The organism is Kitasatospora putterlickiae, from assembly GCF_039527695.1.
In the GTDB taxonomy this organism is placed as follows: domain Bacteria; phylum Actinomycetota; class Actinomycetes; order Streptomycetales; family Streptomycetaceae; genus Kitasatospora; species Kitasatospora putterlickiae.
This window is the reverse complement of the sequence record NZ_BAAAKJ010000020.1, coordinates 19,288-33,865: the sequence shown is the minus strand read 5'-3', so window position 1 is coordinate 33,865 and position 14,578 is coordinate 19,288. Positions and strand designations below refer to the sequence as shown.

At 73.4% G+C, this 14,578-nt stretch carries 15 protein-coding genes and 1 pseudogene; 6 read left to right on the top strand and 10 right to left on the bottom strand.

Going from position 1 to position 14,578, the window contains the following annotated elements; translation table 11 throughout:
- Window positions 1-21 precede the first annotated feature (21 nt).
- The 3 genes from ABD308_RS02410 to clpS form a co-directional block, all read right to left on the bottom strand.
- Window positions 22-1,476 (bottom strand): amino acid permease, encoded by a 1,455-nt coding sequence (locus ABD308_RS02410; RefSeq protein ID WP_344324729.1) that lies wholly within the window; start codon window positions 1,474-1,476, stop codon window positions 22-24.
- 230 nt (window positions 1,477-1,706) lie between these two features.
- Entirely contained in the window at window positions 1,707-2,291 is a 585-nt protein-coding gene (locus ABD308_RS02405) for a DUF2017 domain-containing protein (protein WP_344324726.1), read from the bottom strand.
- A gap of 112 nt (window positions 2,292-2,403) precedes the next feature.
- A complete protein-coding gene (clpS, locus tag ABD308_RS02400; protein ID WP_344324724.1) occupies window positions 2,404-2,697 on the bottom strand; it encodes an ATP-dependent Clp protease adapter ClpS in 294 nt (97 codons plus the stop codon).
- A gap of 202 nt (window positions 2,698-2,899) precedes the next feature.
- Here clpS and ABD308_RS02395 point away from each other — a divergent pair, with 202 nt between their 5' ends.
- Both ABD308_RS02395 and ABD308_RS02390 read left to right on the top strand, forming a co-directional pair.
- The gene (locus tag ABD308_RS02395) at window positions 2,900-4,216 is read left to right on the top strand and encodes a nicotinate phosphoribosyltransferase (RefSeq protein WP_344324722.1); all 1,317 of its coding nucleotides are present in this window, start codon (window positions 2,900-2,902) and stop codon (window positions 4,214-4,216) included.
- A 183-nt stretch (window positions 4,217-4,399) separates the two neighbouring features.
- On the top strand, window positions 4,400-4,990 hold the full coding sequence (locus ABD308_RS02390) for an isochorismatase family protein (RefSeq protein ID WP_344324720.1): 591 nt from the start codon (window positions 4,400-4,402) through the stop codon (window positions 4,988-4,990).
- A 34-nt stretch (window positions 4,991-5,024) separates the two neighbouring features.
- On the opposite strand, the gene ABD308_RS02385 is transcribed toward ABD308_RS02390, so the two are convergent.
- Window positions 5,025-6,053 carry a hypothetical protein gene (locus tag ABD308_RS02385; protein ID WP_344324718.1) on the bottom strand — a complete coding sequence of 343 codons (1,029 nt, stop codon included), beginning with the start codon at window positions 6,051-6,053 and terminating at the stop codon, window positions 5,025-5,027.
- Between the two features lie 256 nt (window positions 6,054-6,309).
- Between ABD308_RS02385 and ABD308_RS02380 the strand changes: the two genes are divergently transcribed.
- On the top strand, window positions 6,310-7,047 hold the full coding sequence (locus ABD308_RS02380; RefSeq protein WP_344324716.1) for a hypothetical protein: 738 nt from the start codon (window positions 6,310-6,312) through the stop codon (window positions 7,045-7,047).
- A 550-nt stretch (window positions 7,048-7,597) separates the two neighbouring features.
- Entirely contained in the window at window positions 7,598-8,095 is a 498-nt protein-coding gene (locus tag ABD308_RS02375) for an RNA polymerase sigma factor (RefSeq protein WP_344324714.1), read from the top strand.
- 26 nt (window positions 8,096-8,121) lie between these two features.
- Here the strand turns inward: ABD308_RS02375 and ABD308_RS02370 are convergent, their stop codons facing one another.
- Entirely contained in the window at window positions 8,122-8,694 is a 573-nt protein-coding gene (locus ABD308_RS02370) for a DinB family protein (RefSeq protein ID WP_344324712.1), read from the bottom strand.
- Window positions 8,691-9,146 carry a winged helix-turn-helix transcriptional regulator gene (locus tag ABD308_RS02365; RefSeq protein WP_344324710.1) on the bottom strand — a complete coding sequence of 152 codons (456 nt, stop codon included), beginning with the start codon at window positions 9,144-9,146 and terminating at the stop codon, window positions 8,691-8,693. The genes ABD308_RS02370 and ABD308_RS02365 overlap by 4 nt, the downstream gene beginning before the upstream one ends.
- Window positions 9,147-9,267: 121 nt before the next feature.
- Here ABD308_RS02365 and ABD308_RS02360 point away from each other — a divergent pair, with 121 nt between their 5' ends.
- Complete coding sequence (locus ABD308_RS02360) at window positions 9,268-9,945, top strand: NAD(P)-dependent oxidoreductase (RefSeq protein ID WP_344324708.1); 678 nt, start codon at window positions 9,268-9,270, stop codon at window positions 9,943-9,945.
- Window positions 9,946-10,004: 59 nt separating this feature from the next.
- Window positions 10,005-10,598 (top strand): GNAT family N-acetyltransferase, encoded by a 594-nt coding sequence (locus ABD308_RS02355; RefSeq protein ID WP_344324705.1) that lies wholly within the window; start codon window positions 10,005-10,007, stop codon window positions 10,596-10,598.
- On the opposite strand, the gene mycP is transcribed toward ABD308_RS02355, so the two are convergent.
- The 4 genes and pseudogenes from mycP to ABD308_RS02335 all read right to left on the bottom strand — a co-directional run.
- Entirely contained in the window at window positions 10,589-11,797 is a 1,209-nt protein-coding gene (gene mycP, locus ABD308_RS02350) for a type VII secretion-associated serine protease mycosin (RefSeq protein WP_344324702.1), read from the bottom strand. The genes ABD308_RS02355 and mycP overlap by 10 nt on opposite strands.
- Window positions 11,798-11,949: 152 nt before the next feature.
- Entirely contained in the window at window positions 11,950-13,497 is a 1,548-nt protein-coding gene (locus ABD308_RS02345) for a WXG100 family type VII secretion target (RefSeq protein WP_344324700.1), read from the bottom strand.
- Window positions 13,494-13,946 carry a hypothetical protein gene (locus ABD308_RS02340; RefSeq protein ID WP_344324697.1) on the bottom strand — a complete coding sequence of 151 codons (453 nt, stop codon included), beginning with the start codon at window positions 13,944-13,946 and terminating at the stop codon, window positions 13,494-13,496. The genes ABD308_RS02345 and ABD308_RS02340 overlap by 4 nt, the downstream gene beginning before the upstream one ends.
- 93 nt (window positions 13,947-14,039) lie before the next feature.
- Window positions 14,040-14,578 (bottom strand): annotated as a pseudogene (locus ABD308_RS02335) (endonuclease V); the annotation flags it as partial.

The window sequence follows — 14,578 nt, the reverse complement described above, 5'->3', positions numbered from 1 at the left end:
GCCGGGGCGTCCGAGGCGCGGTCAGCGGAGGTCGGTACCGCCGCCCGGCGCGTGCAGGTGGTCGTGGGCGACCGCGTGCACGGCCTCGGGGTCCCGGCGTCCGAGGCCCCGGTAGCCGGCGATCAGCAGCACCGCCCAGACCGGGAAGACGTACAGCGAGATCCGGTTGTCCCGGTCCAGGCCGATCAGCACGACCACCACCGCGAGGAAGGCCAGCGCGGCCCAACTGCTCCAGACGCCGCCGGGGGCCTTGAAGGTGGGCGGCGGCAGGTGGCCGGCCCTCCAGGCCCGGCGGTAGCGGATCTGGCAGATCAGGATCATCGCCCAGGTCCACAGGCCGCAGACGGTGGCGACCGAGGTGATGTACTCGAACGCCTTGGCCGGGACGAGGTAGTTGAGCACCACGCCGACGCCCATCAGCAGCGAGGAGACGGTGATCGCGGCGGCCGGGGTGCGGTGGGTGTTGAGCCGGGTGAGCCGTCCGGGGGCCTGGCCGCGCAGGGCGAGGTCGCGCAGCATCCGGCCGGTGGAGTACATGCCGGAGTTGCAGGAGGAGAGCGCGGCGGTGAGCACCACGAAGTTGATGATGCCGGCCGCGGCGGGGATGCCGATCTTGCCGAAGGTGGCGACGAACGGGCTGACGCCGGGCCGGAACTCGGTCCACGGCACCAGCGAGAGGATGACGACCAGGGCGCCGATGTAGAACAGCGCGATCCGCCACGGCAGGGTGTTGATGGCGCGCGGGAGGGTCTTCTTCGGGTTCTCGCTCTCGCCCGCGGTGACGCCGACGAGTTCGACGCCCAGGTAGGCGAACATGACGATCTGCAGGGTCATCACGGTGGCGCCGACGCCCTTGGGGAAGAAGCCGCCGTCCTGCCAGAGGTGGGTGATCGACGCGGTGTCGCCGGCGTCGCTGAAGCCGAGGGTGAGCACCCCGACGCCGATCAGGATCATGCCGATGATCGCGGTGACCTTGACCATGGAGAACCAGAACTCGATCTCGCCGAAGATCTTCACCGAGATCAGGTTGGCCCCGTAGAGCAGCACCAGGAAGCAGAGCGCGCAGAGCCACTGCGGGATCCCGGGGGCCCAGAACTTGACGTAGACGGCGGCGGCGGTGGTCTCCGCCATGCCCGTGACGACCCAGAAGAGCCAGTACGTCCAGCCGGTCACGAAGCCGGCGAAGGGGCCGAGGAACTCCCGCGCGTACTCGGCGAAGCTGCCGGCCACCGGGCGGTAGGTGAGCAGTTCGCCGAGCGCCCGCATGATCGCGAAGATCACCACGCCGGCGACCGCGTAGGACAGGATCAGGCTGGGGCCGGACTTCGAGATGGCCGTGCCCGCGCCGAGGAAGAGGCCGGTGCCGATGGCGCCGCCGATCGCGATCATCTGGATCTGCCGGCTGCCCAGGCCCCGGTGGTAGCCCTCCTCGTCCGGATTGGCGTCGACGACCTCGTCGTAGAGCTGTTCGGCCATGCTGCACCGTCCTGGATGGGATGTCGCGGGTAGGACTCGTGGGGGGCGGGGAGCAGCAGTCGTACCACGCACGGTCCGGATAGCGGTTTCCATCTGAGCGATATTTGAGCATGCCCTGGTAGGGTTTCGCCCGTTTTGGACGGAAAAGCCCCGGCCGCTCGTCCACCATGCGGACGAGCGGCCGGGGCCTGTCCCGAACGGGGACCCGACTCCGGGAGGCCCTCGGGACCTCAGTCGGTGATCGCCTCCAGCAGCGACTCCTGCAGCGCGCCGAGCCACAGGTAGGCCATCACCAGCGGCTTGCGGTCGTCGGCGTCCGGCAGGCCGTACAGGCCCCGCTCGTCGTCGTCGGTGACCTCCAGCCGCACGCCCAGGGTCAGCCGCAGGTCGTTGAGCGCGCCCAGCCAGCACCGGCACGCGGCGGGGTCGAGGTCGACCGTGCCACCCTCGCCGCCCAGGCCGTCCAGCGCCCGCACGACGTGCAGCGCGTCCTCGCGCTTGCGGGCCCGCAGGTCCAGTTCGGTGTAGCGGCGGAACTCCCCCGACGCCTCCCGGGACTCCGCGTCGCCCGGCCCGTCCGGATCCCCGTAGGCGTCCGGGAAGAGCCGGGCCAGCGCCGGATCCTCGGGCGCCTTGGACGGCCCCTCGGCGAACAGCGCCGCCAGCGGGTCGCCGGCCCCGTCCCCCTCGCCGCCCGGGCCCGGCCCGATCAGCTCCAGCATCTGCACTTCCAGCGAGCGCAGGATGGAGGCCTCCAGCTCGTCCAGCGCGAGCACCGCGCCCCCGCCGCCGGCACTCTCGAACAACCCAGCCATCGGTATCGGTCAGCCCGTCCTCGTCGGTTCCAGTGGTCCGCGGCCGCGCGGCCGCGCGTACGGCCGGCGCGTACGGCCGATCGTGTGGCCGGCCGCGTGGCCGGTCGCGCCGTCAGTCGTGCTGCAGGGTCGCCCAGAGGCCGTAGCCGTGCATCGCCTGCACATCGCGCTCCATCTCCTCGCGCGAGCCGCTGGAGACCACCGCCCGGCCCTTGCCGTGCACCTCCATCATCAGCTTCCTGGCCTTGTCCTTCGGGTAGCCGAAGTAGGCCTGGAAGACGTACTGGACGTAGCTCATCAGATTGACCGGATCGTTGTGGACGATGGTGACCCACGGGGTGTCCGGCTCCGTCACCGGTACGCCCTCGACCTCCGGGCGCTCGATCTCCACGGGCGCGACACTCACCGCCGGATCCCTCCTGCCGCCTGTTTCGGTTCCCGGGTGGCTCCCACCCGGCCGTCACGTGGTCCTCCACGTGCCCCTCCTGCCCCATGCTGCCATCCGGGCGACCCGCGGGCGATTCCGCCCCCGCGGTCTCGACGCGCTCGGCGGATCACCGCGCCGAGAAATCGTCACATTGACGCTAAGGGGTAGTAGCATCATCCGCATGGACGCCACTTCCGTGTTCGCGGCCGGCTCGACCGCGCTGCTCACCGACCGCTACGAGCTCACCATGCTGCAGGCCGCCCTGCGCAGCGGGGCCGCGCACCGCCGATCCGTCTTCGAGGTGTTCACCCGCCGGCTGCCCGCCGGCCGGCGCTACGGCGTGGTGGCCGGCACCGGCCGGGTCCTGGACGCGGTGGAGAACTTCCGCTTCACCTCCGCCCAGCTCGACTGGCTCGCCGACCAGCGCGTGGTCGACGAGGACACCCTGCGCTTCCTCGCCGACTACCGGTTCACCGGCGACATCCACGGCTACCCCGAGGGCGAGGTCTACTTCCCCGGCTCGCCGCTGCTCACCGTCGAGGGGAGCTTCGCCGAGGCCGTGATCCTGGAGACGGTGATCCTCTCGATCCTCAACTACGACTCGGCGATCGCCGCCGCCGCCTCCCGGATGACCTCCGCGGCCGGCGGCCGGCCGGTCATCGAGATGGGCGCCCGCCGCGCGCACGAGCGGGCCGCCGTCGCCGCCGCCCGCGCCGCGTACGTGGCCGGCTTCGCCGCCACCTCCGACCTGGAGGCCGGCTTCGCCTACGGCATCCCGACCACCGGGACCGCCGCGCACGCCTTCACCCTGGTGCACGACACCGAGCGGGACGCCTTCAAGGCCCAGATCGACTCGATGGGCCGGGGCACCACCCTGCTGGTCGACACCTTCGACCTGCGCGAGGCCGTGCACACCGCCGTCGAGGTGGCCGGCCCCGAACTGGGCGCCGTGCGGATCGACTCCGGCGACCTCACCCTGCTCGCCCACCGGGTCCGCCGCCAGCTCGACGAACTCGGCGCCACCGGGACCCGGATCATCGTCACCTCCGACCTCGACGAGTACGCGATCGCCGCGCTGGCCGCCGCCCCGGTGGACGGCTACGGCGTCGGCACCAGCCTGGTCACCGGCAGCGGGCAGCCGACCTGCGCGATGGTCTACAAGCTGGTCGCCCGCGCCGCCACCCCCGACGGCCCGCTGGTCCCGGTCGCCAAGCGCGCGGCCGGCGGCAAGACCAGCGTCGGCGGGCGCAAGTGGGCGGCCCGGCGGTCCGCCGCGGACGGCGTCGCCGAGGCCGAGGTCGTCGGCACCGGGACCGTCCCGGACGCCCTGGCACCGCACCTGCTGCAGGTGCCGCTGGTCAAGGCCGGCGAGGTGGTCGGCCGGGAGCCGCTGGAGGCCGCGCGCGAACGGCACACCCGGGCCCGGGCGGCGCTGCCGCTCTCGGCCACCCAGCTCTCCAAGGGCGACCCGGTGCTGGCGACCGAGCTGCACGTGTGACGCCGGACCGGCCCCGCGACGGTTCGTGGACGGGGGAGGACCCGGGCGGCGCCCCGGGCCTTCCGCCCCCGGATGCCACTGCCTACAGTCGACCGTAGAGTTCCCCCGTACGGATGTGAGGCCCCCTCACGCCGTCTCCCCCCCGTCCTCCGCAGGACCCCACCAGACCGAGGAAATCCAGCCATGCACCGGGCACTGATCGTCGTCGACGTGCAGAACGACTTCTGCGAGGGCGGCAGCCTGGCCGTCGCCGGCGGGGCCGAGGTGGCCGCCGCGATCACCGACCTCATCGCCGAGTCCGCGCCCGGCTACCGGCACATCCTCGCCACCCGCGACAACCACATCGACCCGGGCGACCACTTCTCCGACGACCCCGACTACGTGCGCAGCTGGCCGGTGCACTGCGTCGCGGGCACCGAGGGGGTCGGCTTCCACCCCAACTTCGCCCCGTCCGTCACCTCCGGCGCGATCGAGGCGGTCTTCGACAAGGGCGCCTACGCGGCGGCGTACAGCGGCTTCGAGGGCGTGGACGAGAACGACCGGGGGCCCGCCGAGTGGCTGCGCGAGCGGCAGGTCACCGAGGTGGACGTGGTCGGCATCGCCACCGATCACTGTGTCAAGGCCACCGCGCTGGACGCGGCGCGGGCCGGGTTCACCACCCGGGTGCTGCTCGACCTGACCGCCGGGGTGGCCGCGCCGACCACCGCGGCGGCGCTGGACGAGCTGCGGGCGGCCGGGGTCGAGCTGGTCGGCACGCCGGTCGTCGGGGGCTGAGCCCGCGCACCGGCGGCGACCGCCGTCCGGACGCTCAGTGCTCGGTGACCAGCAGCTCCACCACGTCGGTCCCGCCCAGCCGGAAGGCCTCGCGCAGCTCGGCGCCGACCGCGTCCGCGTCCTCGGCCAGCCGCTCGCCGCAGACGTACACCACCCGCACCCCCAGGTACTCCATCCGGTGCCGGCCACCGCGCACCCAGGCCGCCTCGCCCTGGCTGACGCAGCGCGGCTCCGGGTCGACCTCGACCGCGACGCCCGCCTCCGGCCAGTAGAGGTCCGGAACGGCGACGTAGGTGCCGCCGCGCATCCGCAGCTCCGGGGCGGTCAGCGGGACGGGCAGCAGCCACTCGTCCACCAGCTCGCCGACCCGCGCCAGCGTCCGGTCCCGCTCGGCGGCCAGCAGGCCGTCCAGCACGGCCCGCACCCGGGGGTCGGCGACCAGCCCGGACTCGGCCAGCTCGGCGACCAGCTCCCGCACCGGGCAGCGCAGCTCGGGGCGGCGGACGGCCTCGCAGAGCACCTCGCGGACCGGCGCCGGACCTCCCGCTCCCCCGCGGACCGGGTCGCCGGACGTCCACTCGCGCAGCGCGTCGACGACCGCCCTGGCCACCGGCGCGCAGGCCAGCCCGTGCACCGAGCGCGCCACCAACTCCCGCTCGGTGCGTCGGATCCGCACCTCGCCGGCGTCCTTCAGCCGCCGCTGGCGGGGCACCAGCACGTCCACCCCGGTGACGGCGGGCAGCCGGGGCACCGCGGCGAAGCCGTACAGCGCGAGCGCGGCGGCGCCGGTGATCACCGCCCCCTCGCGGCCGCCCTCCTCCCGGCCGTTCTGCGCCGCGTAGAGCAGCGCCGCCCACATCCGCTGCTCCGGCGAGGGGTCGCCGGGCTGCAGCAGGTAGACCCGGGGCAGCAGCCGCTGCCAGGGTCCGCCGCGGCGGCAGTGCTCGCTGATGATCCGGGCCGGCACACCCCGGGCGCGCAGCTGGCCGGCGGTGAGGACGTTCTGCTGACGGCGCGCCAGTTCCTCCAGGGACGGCGGCGGCGTGGGAATCCGGTAGCTCATGCCGACACCATCCCCAACGCCCCGGAACGAGTCGCGGCCGCCTGACGCACTGTTACCCAACCGTCGTGAAACCGGGACCAGGCTGCACTAAAGTCCTCATACCCTCACCCATTCGGAGGAATGGGCGATCGGGCGGTTGCCATACCCAGTCATTCTTGATCAGTCACCAGGCCGTCTGACCCTGCGTGATCAAGCACATACGGCGAAGTCACCTCCGGGCGTCACTCCAGCCCGCCGGATTGCCTACCCTTAGTACATGTCACGTGACGAGACCGCCGGCCTCCGCGCGGCCCAGCTCCGCCTCGGACGCCTGCCCGGATACGTCCGCCGGCCGGACCCGGCCCGCCGCAGCGGCGCACAGGGCCATACCTACAAGAAGGGGTGGGAGGTCCGCTTCACCGCACGCAGCGAAGCGGAGATAGCGGAGATCCGCGACCTGGTGGTCGCCGCCGGATTCGCCCCCGCCCGCCCCTTCTTCAAGGGCCACCAGCTGATCCAGCCCGTCTACGGGATGGCAGCCGTCCAGGCCTACCTGGCGGCTAGACAGGTGGCCGAGGAGCACGCGGCGCGCACCGCCCACGACCGGGCCCGCCGGGGCTCCGAGACGGGCCGCCTCCGGGCCGCCACCAAGGCCGCACACGAGGCGGCCCACGAGGAACAGGAGGCCCAACAGGCCCAACAGACCTACGAGATCCAGCAGACCCGCGAGATCCAGCAGGCCCGGGAGATCCCGGCGATCCAGCCGGACGGCGGGCGCGAGGGCGTGGAGCACGCGACCGCGGAGCACCGCGCCGCGGACGCCCGGGGCCGGGAGCACCAGCGGGAGCGCCTGACGGCCGCCGCCGAGGCGGCCGGGACCGCAGGGGCCGCGGCTGCGGCGGCCGCGCGGCTCGTCCGCCGGCGATCCGCCGAGGCGATCCCCGCCCAGCTCGCCCGGGCCACCGCGCCGGACGACCGGATCAGCCGGGCGAAGGGGCGTCGCGCCACACCCTGACGGTTCGTCAACCTTCCGCTCGTACACGGCGATCCGCCGCCGAGGGGCCGGGCACGCGGGATGCGTGCGACGGGGCCGGCCCATCACCCCGCCCCCCGCCGGGGGCGCCGCCACCGGGCCCGCCCGGGGCGTCACCGCAGCCCGGCGCGGTCCGGCACGACCCGTCCGGCGCGCGGACGGTGGTGCGACCGGTGGTGCGGCCGCGGCTTCGCGCCGCAGACGTGGACGAGAACCGCCGAACCGCCTACGGTGGCACATCACACCCTCTGCGGTGGCGTGCCGACCGGCCGCCGCCACCGGCCGTGCCACCCCGCTGACCGGCCACGAAGCTCCGCACCCACGCCTCTGACACCCCTGCGCACCACTCCCCGCCCGTCCGCCACCGCCGCACCGCACGCCGGCCCCCACCCGGCCACCGCCGGAACCGGCCGCGCGGCGGCGCCTTCCGGGCAATCCAGCCGATTGGTAACCCAGCGCACCGAGCGCCTACCGTAGAGTGAGCACAGATGATCGACCGTCAGAAGCCCATCTCACTTGCCGAGAAGCCGAGATGACCCAACGTCATGACAGCACCGCCGAGCCACCCCCGGGGCCCGGCGAACCCGCCGTACCGCTGGAGTTCGCGGCGTTCTGCGAGCTGCACCGACCGCGGTACCTCAGCTATGCCCGGGTCTGGCTGCCCGACCCTGACCGCGCGGCCGGCGCCGTCCAGCAGGCCTTCGCGGAAATCGCCGTCCAGTGGCGCGAGTTGCTGGGAAGCTCCAACCCCACCGCGCACGCCTGGCAGATCCTGCGCGACACCGTCGGCTACCACACCCGGCAGAGCGGCCCGCCCTCCGGCCGCCCCGAGACCCAGGACCGCCCCGAGGCCCAGGACCGGCCCAACGCCCAGGACCGGCCCGGCCGGCCCGCCGACGACGACCTCGCCATCCTGCACTACGTCGTCGGCCTCGCCGCCCCGGAGATCGCCGACGTCATCGGCACCGACACCGCCAGCGTGGCCGGGCGGCTGCGCCGCACCATGCTGCGCGAGGCCTCCGGCTGGTGAGCCGGTGACCACCCCCACCGGCTCCCTCAGACCCGCTCACCGGTGACGTCGTACAGGTGGTGGACCGGATCGTGGATCAGGTAGCGCGAGAACGACTCCACCGTGAAGCGCGCCCCGTCGCCGCGGTTGCCGGTGCGCTCCCACCGCTCCCCCGAAACCCCCTCGAACGCCACCGCCAGCACCTCGGCCGCCTGCGCCAATTCCCCCGCCACCACGGCCGGATCCTGCTCGCCGTACCGATCGGCGACGGCCGTCTCGTCCTGGTCCCAGTTGGCGAACAGCGGGTCGTCCTGCTCCAGCATCAGGTTCAGCCGGACGTGGAACAGCCGGAAGACGTCCCGCACGTGGCACGCGTACTCAAGGTCCGACCAGACCTCCGGCCGCGGCCGCAGGCGCACCGCCGCCGGCTCACCGGCCAGCACCCCCGCCCAGGCCACCGCGTTGGCCCGGATCATCCCGGCCACGTCCTCCCGCCCGACCGCCCCGGCGTGCAGCCCGCAGTCCACGCAGGGGCGCTCCAGCACCCACGTCCAGTCCTTGGTGTCGGGGACGATCCCGTCGTCGCCGGCCGTCCCGCTGATGTGCTCGGAAGTGCTCATGCGCCCAGGATGGCCGCCCCCGCACCGCCCCCACCAGCGGCGTCAGCGCCAGCGGCCGCCGAAATCCTGCCAGCCCCGGCGTCCTCGGCGGCCCGGCGGGCGGCCAGCAGATCGGCCAGGTTGGCCCGGCTCCAGTCGCACACCGCGTCCATCGGCCCCAGCAGCGTCCGGCCGAGCGGCGTCAACGCGTACTCCACCCTCGGGGGGTTCTCCGCGTACTCCGTTCGACTGACAACGCCGTCCAGCTCCATCGACCGCAGCGACTCGGCCAGCACCTTCGCCGTGATCCCCACCAGCGGCACCCGCAGCTCCGAGAACCGGCGCGGACCGCCCTCCAGGCAGCGCACGATCTTCCACGCCCACTTCCTGCCGCCCAGCACGGGGAGCCGCCGCACCTGGCAGTGCGGGTCGAAGAAGTCCGGCGGCAGCGGTACGGGCACGATCCGAGTCATGCCCCCGACGGTAACCGAACGGGCGTGCGCCCCGGTACCGTTGAAGTAACCGGCACCCCCCGTTCTACCGTCGTGGCCACACGGCGGGCGGCGACGAACGCGCCCGCCCTGCCCTGCTGTCGTGCCCGACGAACGGACGGAGACCCCCGTGCACCCCACCCCCACCGATGTGATCGTGTTCGGCGCCGGCGGCCAGGTCGGCCGCGCCGTGATCGCCGAAGCCCGCCGACGCGGCCTGACCGTCACCGCCGCCGTCCGCACCCCCGAACGGCACGCCGACCTGGCCGGCCCCGGAACCACCGTGATCCGCTGCGACGTCACCGACCCCGCCGCCGTCGCCGGCGCCGCCCACGGGCACGCCGCCGCCGTCAGCACCGTCTACACGCCCGACGTCCCCGCCCTCGACTTCTACCCCGCCGCACTGCGCGCACTGGTCACCGGCCTCGGCACCGCCGGCGTGCGGCGGCTCGTCCACGTCGGCGTCGCCACCACCCTGGAGACCGCCCCCGGCGTCGCCGTCCACGACGACCCCGCCTTCCCCGAGGCGTACCGCGCCTTCTCGCTCGGCCACGCCGCCGCCCTCGACCTCCTCCGGGACTCCCCCGCCACCCTCGACTGGGTCGTCGTCACCCCGCCCCTGGACCTCGACCGCACCGCCCCCGGCACCGGCCACTACCGCACGGGCGGTCCGCAGGTGCTCGGCACGCGGATCGCCCAGGCCGACCTCGCCGCCGCCGTCACCGACCAGCTCACCGGCCCGGCCACCCGTCACCGGGAACGGATCGCCGTCGCCGAGTGACCCGCGGGACGGGTGAATTCGCTGGCGGGAACGGAGCGCTCCGGTCCATCCTGACCGGCATGCCGACCTCCGCCCGCGACCCCCACGCCGCCTTCGACCCCGGCGCGCTCGCCCGCAAGCCCACCCTGCCCGGCGCCACCGTCACCCTCGTCCCGCTCTCCGCCCGGCACACCGACGCCATGTGGCGGTTCACCGACGACGAGGAGACCAACCGCCTCACCGGCACCCGCCGGACCTTCACCCAGGACGAGATCCGCGCCTGGTGCACCACCCGCCCCGAACAGCCCGACCGCCTCGACCTCGCCATCGAGGACCGCGCCACCGGCCGGTTCCTCGGCGAACTCGCGCTCAACGACACCGACCCCGACAACGCCTCCGCCCACTTCCGGATCGCCCTCACCCCCGGCAGCACCGGCCGCGGCATCGGCACCGAGGCCACCCACCTACTGCTGCGCCATGCCTTCGAGACCGTCCGCCTGCACCGCGTCCAACTGGAGGTCTACGCCTACAACCCCCGCGCCGTCCGCGTCTACGAGAAGGCCGGCTTCCACCACGAGGGCCGCGCCCGCCAGGCCCACCACTGGGCCGGCGAGTACCACGACGTCCTGCGGATGGCCGCCCTGCGCCCCGAATGGCTCGCCACTCACCCCTGATACGGCGGCCACTGCTGCTGCGGCGGCGGCGGATACCCCTGGTACGCCGCCGCGGCAGCGGCCCGCTCCCGCCGACGCCTCCGACGCACCACCACCAGCACCGCCACCACGACCCCGATCAGCACCACTCCCGCGAGCCCCGCCGCGCCCCGCAGCACCCACTGCACGCCACGGTTCGGCCCGCTCGGCGGCGGCACCGCCACCGGCGACCCCCAGTCCTCCTCCTCACTCGGCGTCGGGGTCACACCCCCCTGCGCCTCAGCCCGCCCGGCCAACGGATTCTCCCGCGACCCGCCGTCCACCGCCGGATTCGCCTCCAACGCCTTCGCCGGCGACAACAAGCCGTACCCGTACCGGTCACTCGGCACCGCCGAGCCGTCGACGGGCGGCGTGGCGGTCTTGATCATCCGGTTGATGACCTGCCCGGCGGAGAGGTTCGGGTACTTCGCGCGGATCAACGCGGCGGTGGCGGAGACGTAGGCGGTGGCGGCCGAGGTGCCGCTGCCGATGCCTTGCCCACTCGTAGACTTGGCACTCGCCTGGGCGATCTCCGCGCCCGGTGCCACCAAAGTATTCTCGGGTCCGAAGTTCGACTTGTCCCAGATCATGCCCTGCCGGTCCACCGCTCCGACGGCCAGAACCCCGGGGAAGGCGGCCGGGTACTCCACGGCTCCCCCCTTGTTCCCCGTACCGGCGACCAGGACCACGTCCTTGTCCATCGCGTACTTGACGGCCGCACGCTCGTCGGGATCGGCCCCGGAAGGCGCCGCGAAGGACATGTTGACCACCTTCGCACCGTGATCAACGGCGTATCGGATCGCCCTGGCGGTCTCCGACTGATCCGAGATCGAGTCCTCGTCCAAGGTGATCCGGACCGGAAGGATCTTGGCCTTGGGTGCCAGCCCCATGACGCCGGCTCCGGAGCCGTGGCCATGACCCGCGATGAGACTCGCCATTCCGGTGCCATGGCCGTCGTTGTCCAGCGTGCCGTCGGTCTTCGCCCCGGTGAAGTCCGCCCCGGCCAGCACCTGTCCTGTCAGATCCCGGTGGTCTTTCAGCACACCACTGTCAATGACGGCGACGGTGACACCCTCTCCTTGGGAGACCGGCCAGATCGTGGAATCCGCCTGGTAGGTGACGAGAGGCCACTGCGCATCGCGAATGCCGTCGGCGTGGACGGGAGTCACGCCGACGGTCACTAGCAGCCCCCCTGCCAGCAACGCGGCCGCTCGACGGCTCAGACGCCAGCACCTCAAGCCCTGCCACCCCACTCAGCGCAGAGGTTGCCCTGCGGCCCGAAGAGCGAGCCGCAGGGCAACCGATCGATTCGCCCGGCCCCGAAGGCCGACGGTCATTCCACCACGTTCGGATTGACGGCTTCGTCCGACACCCAGGTCTCCTCGTCCTCGACGAGGTAGTCGGGGCGGCTCCGCCTCTTCTCATCGTCCTTCCGGCCCCGGTCGGCGCTGCTCATCGGCATCATGGGAGTCTGCGTCAACGGGCTACCCGCCGCGCCGGTCTCTGGCCGGGTCCGGCCGCGCGCTCCCACGCCCGAACCACCCTCCGTGAAGGCTTGCTTGCCACCGCCGCCACTCTTGGCGGAGTGGTCCCCGGCACCAACGACCGTGCCGCCGGTTCGGCCGGCCACGCCCTCGGCAGCGCCCCTGCCTCGGGCGGAACCCGCGCCGGCGAGACCGCCTCCGCTCACCCCTGGCAAGCCTTCGGCGCCGAAGATGGCACCACTGCGGCCGGCGCCGGACCGCCCCGAACCCCCTTCACGGCCGCCACGAACGGCTTCCGGACCGGCCTGCCCGCTCCACCCGGCACCCGATGCCTGCCCCTGCCTGCCAGCTGGGAAGGGCTGCGGAACGCCGCTCGGGTGGGGACCTCCGCCCGTGTTGCCGCCCTGCGGCACGGCGGTCGGTGTGACGGGGTTGTTGGACAGAGGCTGGTATCCACCGTTCCCCGGCGAGCCAAGGATCGACGTACCGCCTCCCCCAGAGGACGGCTGCCCGCTCGACGTCGATGGCGCCGGGATGGCGACCGCGCCGTCCACGACGGTCCCGGCGCCGAAATTCGCCGGTGCGGCCTTGGGTGGCGGCATGGCGACACCGCCCTTGACTCCGGGGTCGGAGGGAGCCGCCGACGCCTTCGAGAACGACTGGCTCGTCCCCTGCGGGTTCGAGCGTCCAGCGCCGTTCATCCCGGGATCCGCCACTCTGCCTTCCTGCGGACGGGATACCGGCACCGCGCCCGAGCCGACATTGCCGGCACCAACGCCGCTGAGGAAGCCGCCAACAGCCGCGTAACCGGTCGCTCCCGCGTCGTCCGGTGGGGACTCCGCGAACTCCTGGTTGGCACTGCCCGGCTTCGACGGCCCCGGCTGACCCGGAGGGGGCGGGGGCTTCAGCATCGGGCCGGCGGTGCGGTAGTGCATGGCGAGGGTCTGGAGGACGGTGGCGGCCTCGGTCTTCTTCTGGTTGGCGACGTCCGTGCGGGCGTCCTCGTCGTCGGCGCCGAAGAGGGAGGAGAAGGTGTCGCCGACGCCGTCCTTGAACTGGTCCCAGCCGCTGGGCTCCTCCGGCATGTCGCGCTTGGCCTTGGCCATCGCCTCGGAGATCGCCTTGAGGGTGATGGCCGCGTCGTTGGCGTAGGAGGCGGTGGTGTTGATGGTGGTGGCGAGGTGGAGCATGCGGGCGTGGAAGGCGTCGCTGGTGTCGCCCTCCCAGGAGGTGGCGGCCTCGGTGCTGGCGCGGGTGAGGGTGGCGCGGATGGCCTTGAGGGTGTCGGCGGCGCGGCGCCAGGGGTCGGCGGCGGCCATCACCTCGCCGGGGTTGAGCGCCTGGACGATCTTGCGGAGTTCGGCGTGGCTGTAGCTGCTGAAGTCGGTGTAGCTCATCGGGCGCCCTTCCCGTCGTCGTGCCGGGCCGGGGCGGTGGTCCGGGCGTAGGCGGCGGTGCTGGTGGCGGAGGGGTTGGCCACGGACCAGCCGTCGTCGCCGAGCTTCAGCTTGCTCTTGGTGCGCTGTTCCTGCTCCTCGTAGTTGGTCGCGGTGAGTTCGGCCTTCTTCTGGGCCTCGTCGACGGCTTCCTGGAGCTGGTTGAGGACGTCGCGCAGGCCGTCCCGCATGGTCTGGTAGCGGCCGCGCAGTTCGGTGGCCTCGGCGAAGGTGCCGAGCGCGCTGGGGCCGATGCCGCTGCGGCCGTGTGTCGTGTTGCCGTCGGCGTGGTGCTGGAACTCGGCCAGCAGCAGCCTCACTTGGGCGGCGAAGGCGCGCAGCTGTTCGACCTCGACGCGGTAGCCGCGTCCCGCCCCGCCGGTCGATCCCGTTCCGTTCCCCGTTGCCACGTTCGGCGCCTCCCCCGTGCGTCCGGCCGGTGTGTCGTTGACGGTTCCAGTGAGTGAGTCATGTCTAACACACAGGCAGCCCCTGGTGTGCCGTCAGTTCACGTCCGATGCCCGGCTCGCGGCGCCGAGGGCCCGTCGGCAGAGCGAGTCGGCGTGCCGGGTGGTCTCGGGGAGGCGGTAGCGGGGGGTGAGGCCGATGGTGGCTTCGACGGCCTCGGCGAGGCCGATGCGGTGGCCGACGGAGACGAAGACGGGTTTGACGCCGGGCCGGGTGCGCAGGGCGCGGCCGACCTCCTCGCCGGTGGCCGGGTCGGTGAGCGGGGTCGAGTCGCCGCGGGCGGGGCCGGGTTCGCGGTGGTCGAAGGTGAACGGGGTCTTGGCGACGCCGAGGGTGCGCAGTCCGGTGAGGACGCCGAGGTGGCTGGCGAGGCCGAGGCGGCGCGGGTGGGCGAGGCCGTAGCCGTCGCAGACGACGGTGCCGGGGCGGTGGGTGAGGGCGGCGAGGGCGTCGAGGACGGCGGGGAGTTCGCGGAAGGCGAGCAGGCCGGGGATGTAGGGGAAGGCGACGCGGCCGGTGGCGGTGGCCTCCTCGACGACGGCGAGGGTGGTGCGGTCGAGGACGACGGCGGGCG

Bases quoted from the DNA above. Each gene is read 5' to 3' on its own strand.
- ABD308_RS02370 (WP_344324712.1), bottom strand. From the start codon at position 8,694: ATGAGCACTTCCGAGCACATCAGCGGGACGGCCGGCGACGACGGGATC.
- ABD308_RS02355 (WP_344324705.1), top strand. From the start codon at position 10,005: ATGCCGACCTCCGCCCGCGACCCCCACGCCGCCTTCGACCCCGGCGCG.
- ABD308_RS02365 (WP_344324710.1), bottom strand. From the start codon at position 9,146: ATGACTCGGATCGTGCCCGTACCGCTGCCGCCGGACTTCTTCGACCCG.
- ABD308_RS02410 (WP_344324729.1), bottom strand. From the start codon at position 1,476: ATGGCCGAACAGCTCTACGACGAGGTCGTCGACGCCAATCCGGACGAG.
- ABD308_RS02395 (WP_344324722.1), top strand. From the start codon at position 2,900: ATGGACGCCACTTCCGTGTTCGCGGCCGGCTCGACCGCGCTGCTCACC.
- ABD308_RS02390 (WP_344324720.1), top strand. From the start codon at position 4,400: ATGCACCGGGCACTGATCGTCGTCGACGTGCAGAACGACTTCTGCGAG.
- ABD308_RS02375 (WP_344324714.1), top strand. From the start codon at position 7,598: ATGACCCAACGTCATGACAGCACCGCCGAGCCACCCCCGGGGCCCGGC.
- ABD308_RS02345 (WP_344324700.1), bottom strand. From the start codon at position 13,497: ATGAGCTACACCGACTTCAGCAGCTACAGCCACGCCGAACTCCGCAAG.
- ABD308_RS02380 (WP_344324716.1), top strand. From the start codon at position 6,310: ATGTCACGTGACGAGACCGCCGGCCTCCGCGCGGCCCAGCTCCGCCTC.
- ABD308_RS02405 (WP_344324726.1), bottom strand. From the start codon at position 2,291: ATGGCTGGGTTGTTCGAGAGTGCCGGCGGCGGGGGCGCGGTGCTCGCG.
- ABD308_RS02385 (WP_344324718.1), bottom strand. From the start codon at position 6,053: ATGAGCTACCGGATTCCCACGCCGCCGCCGTCCCTGGAGGAACTGGCG.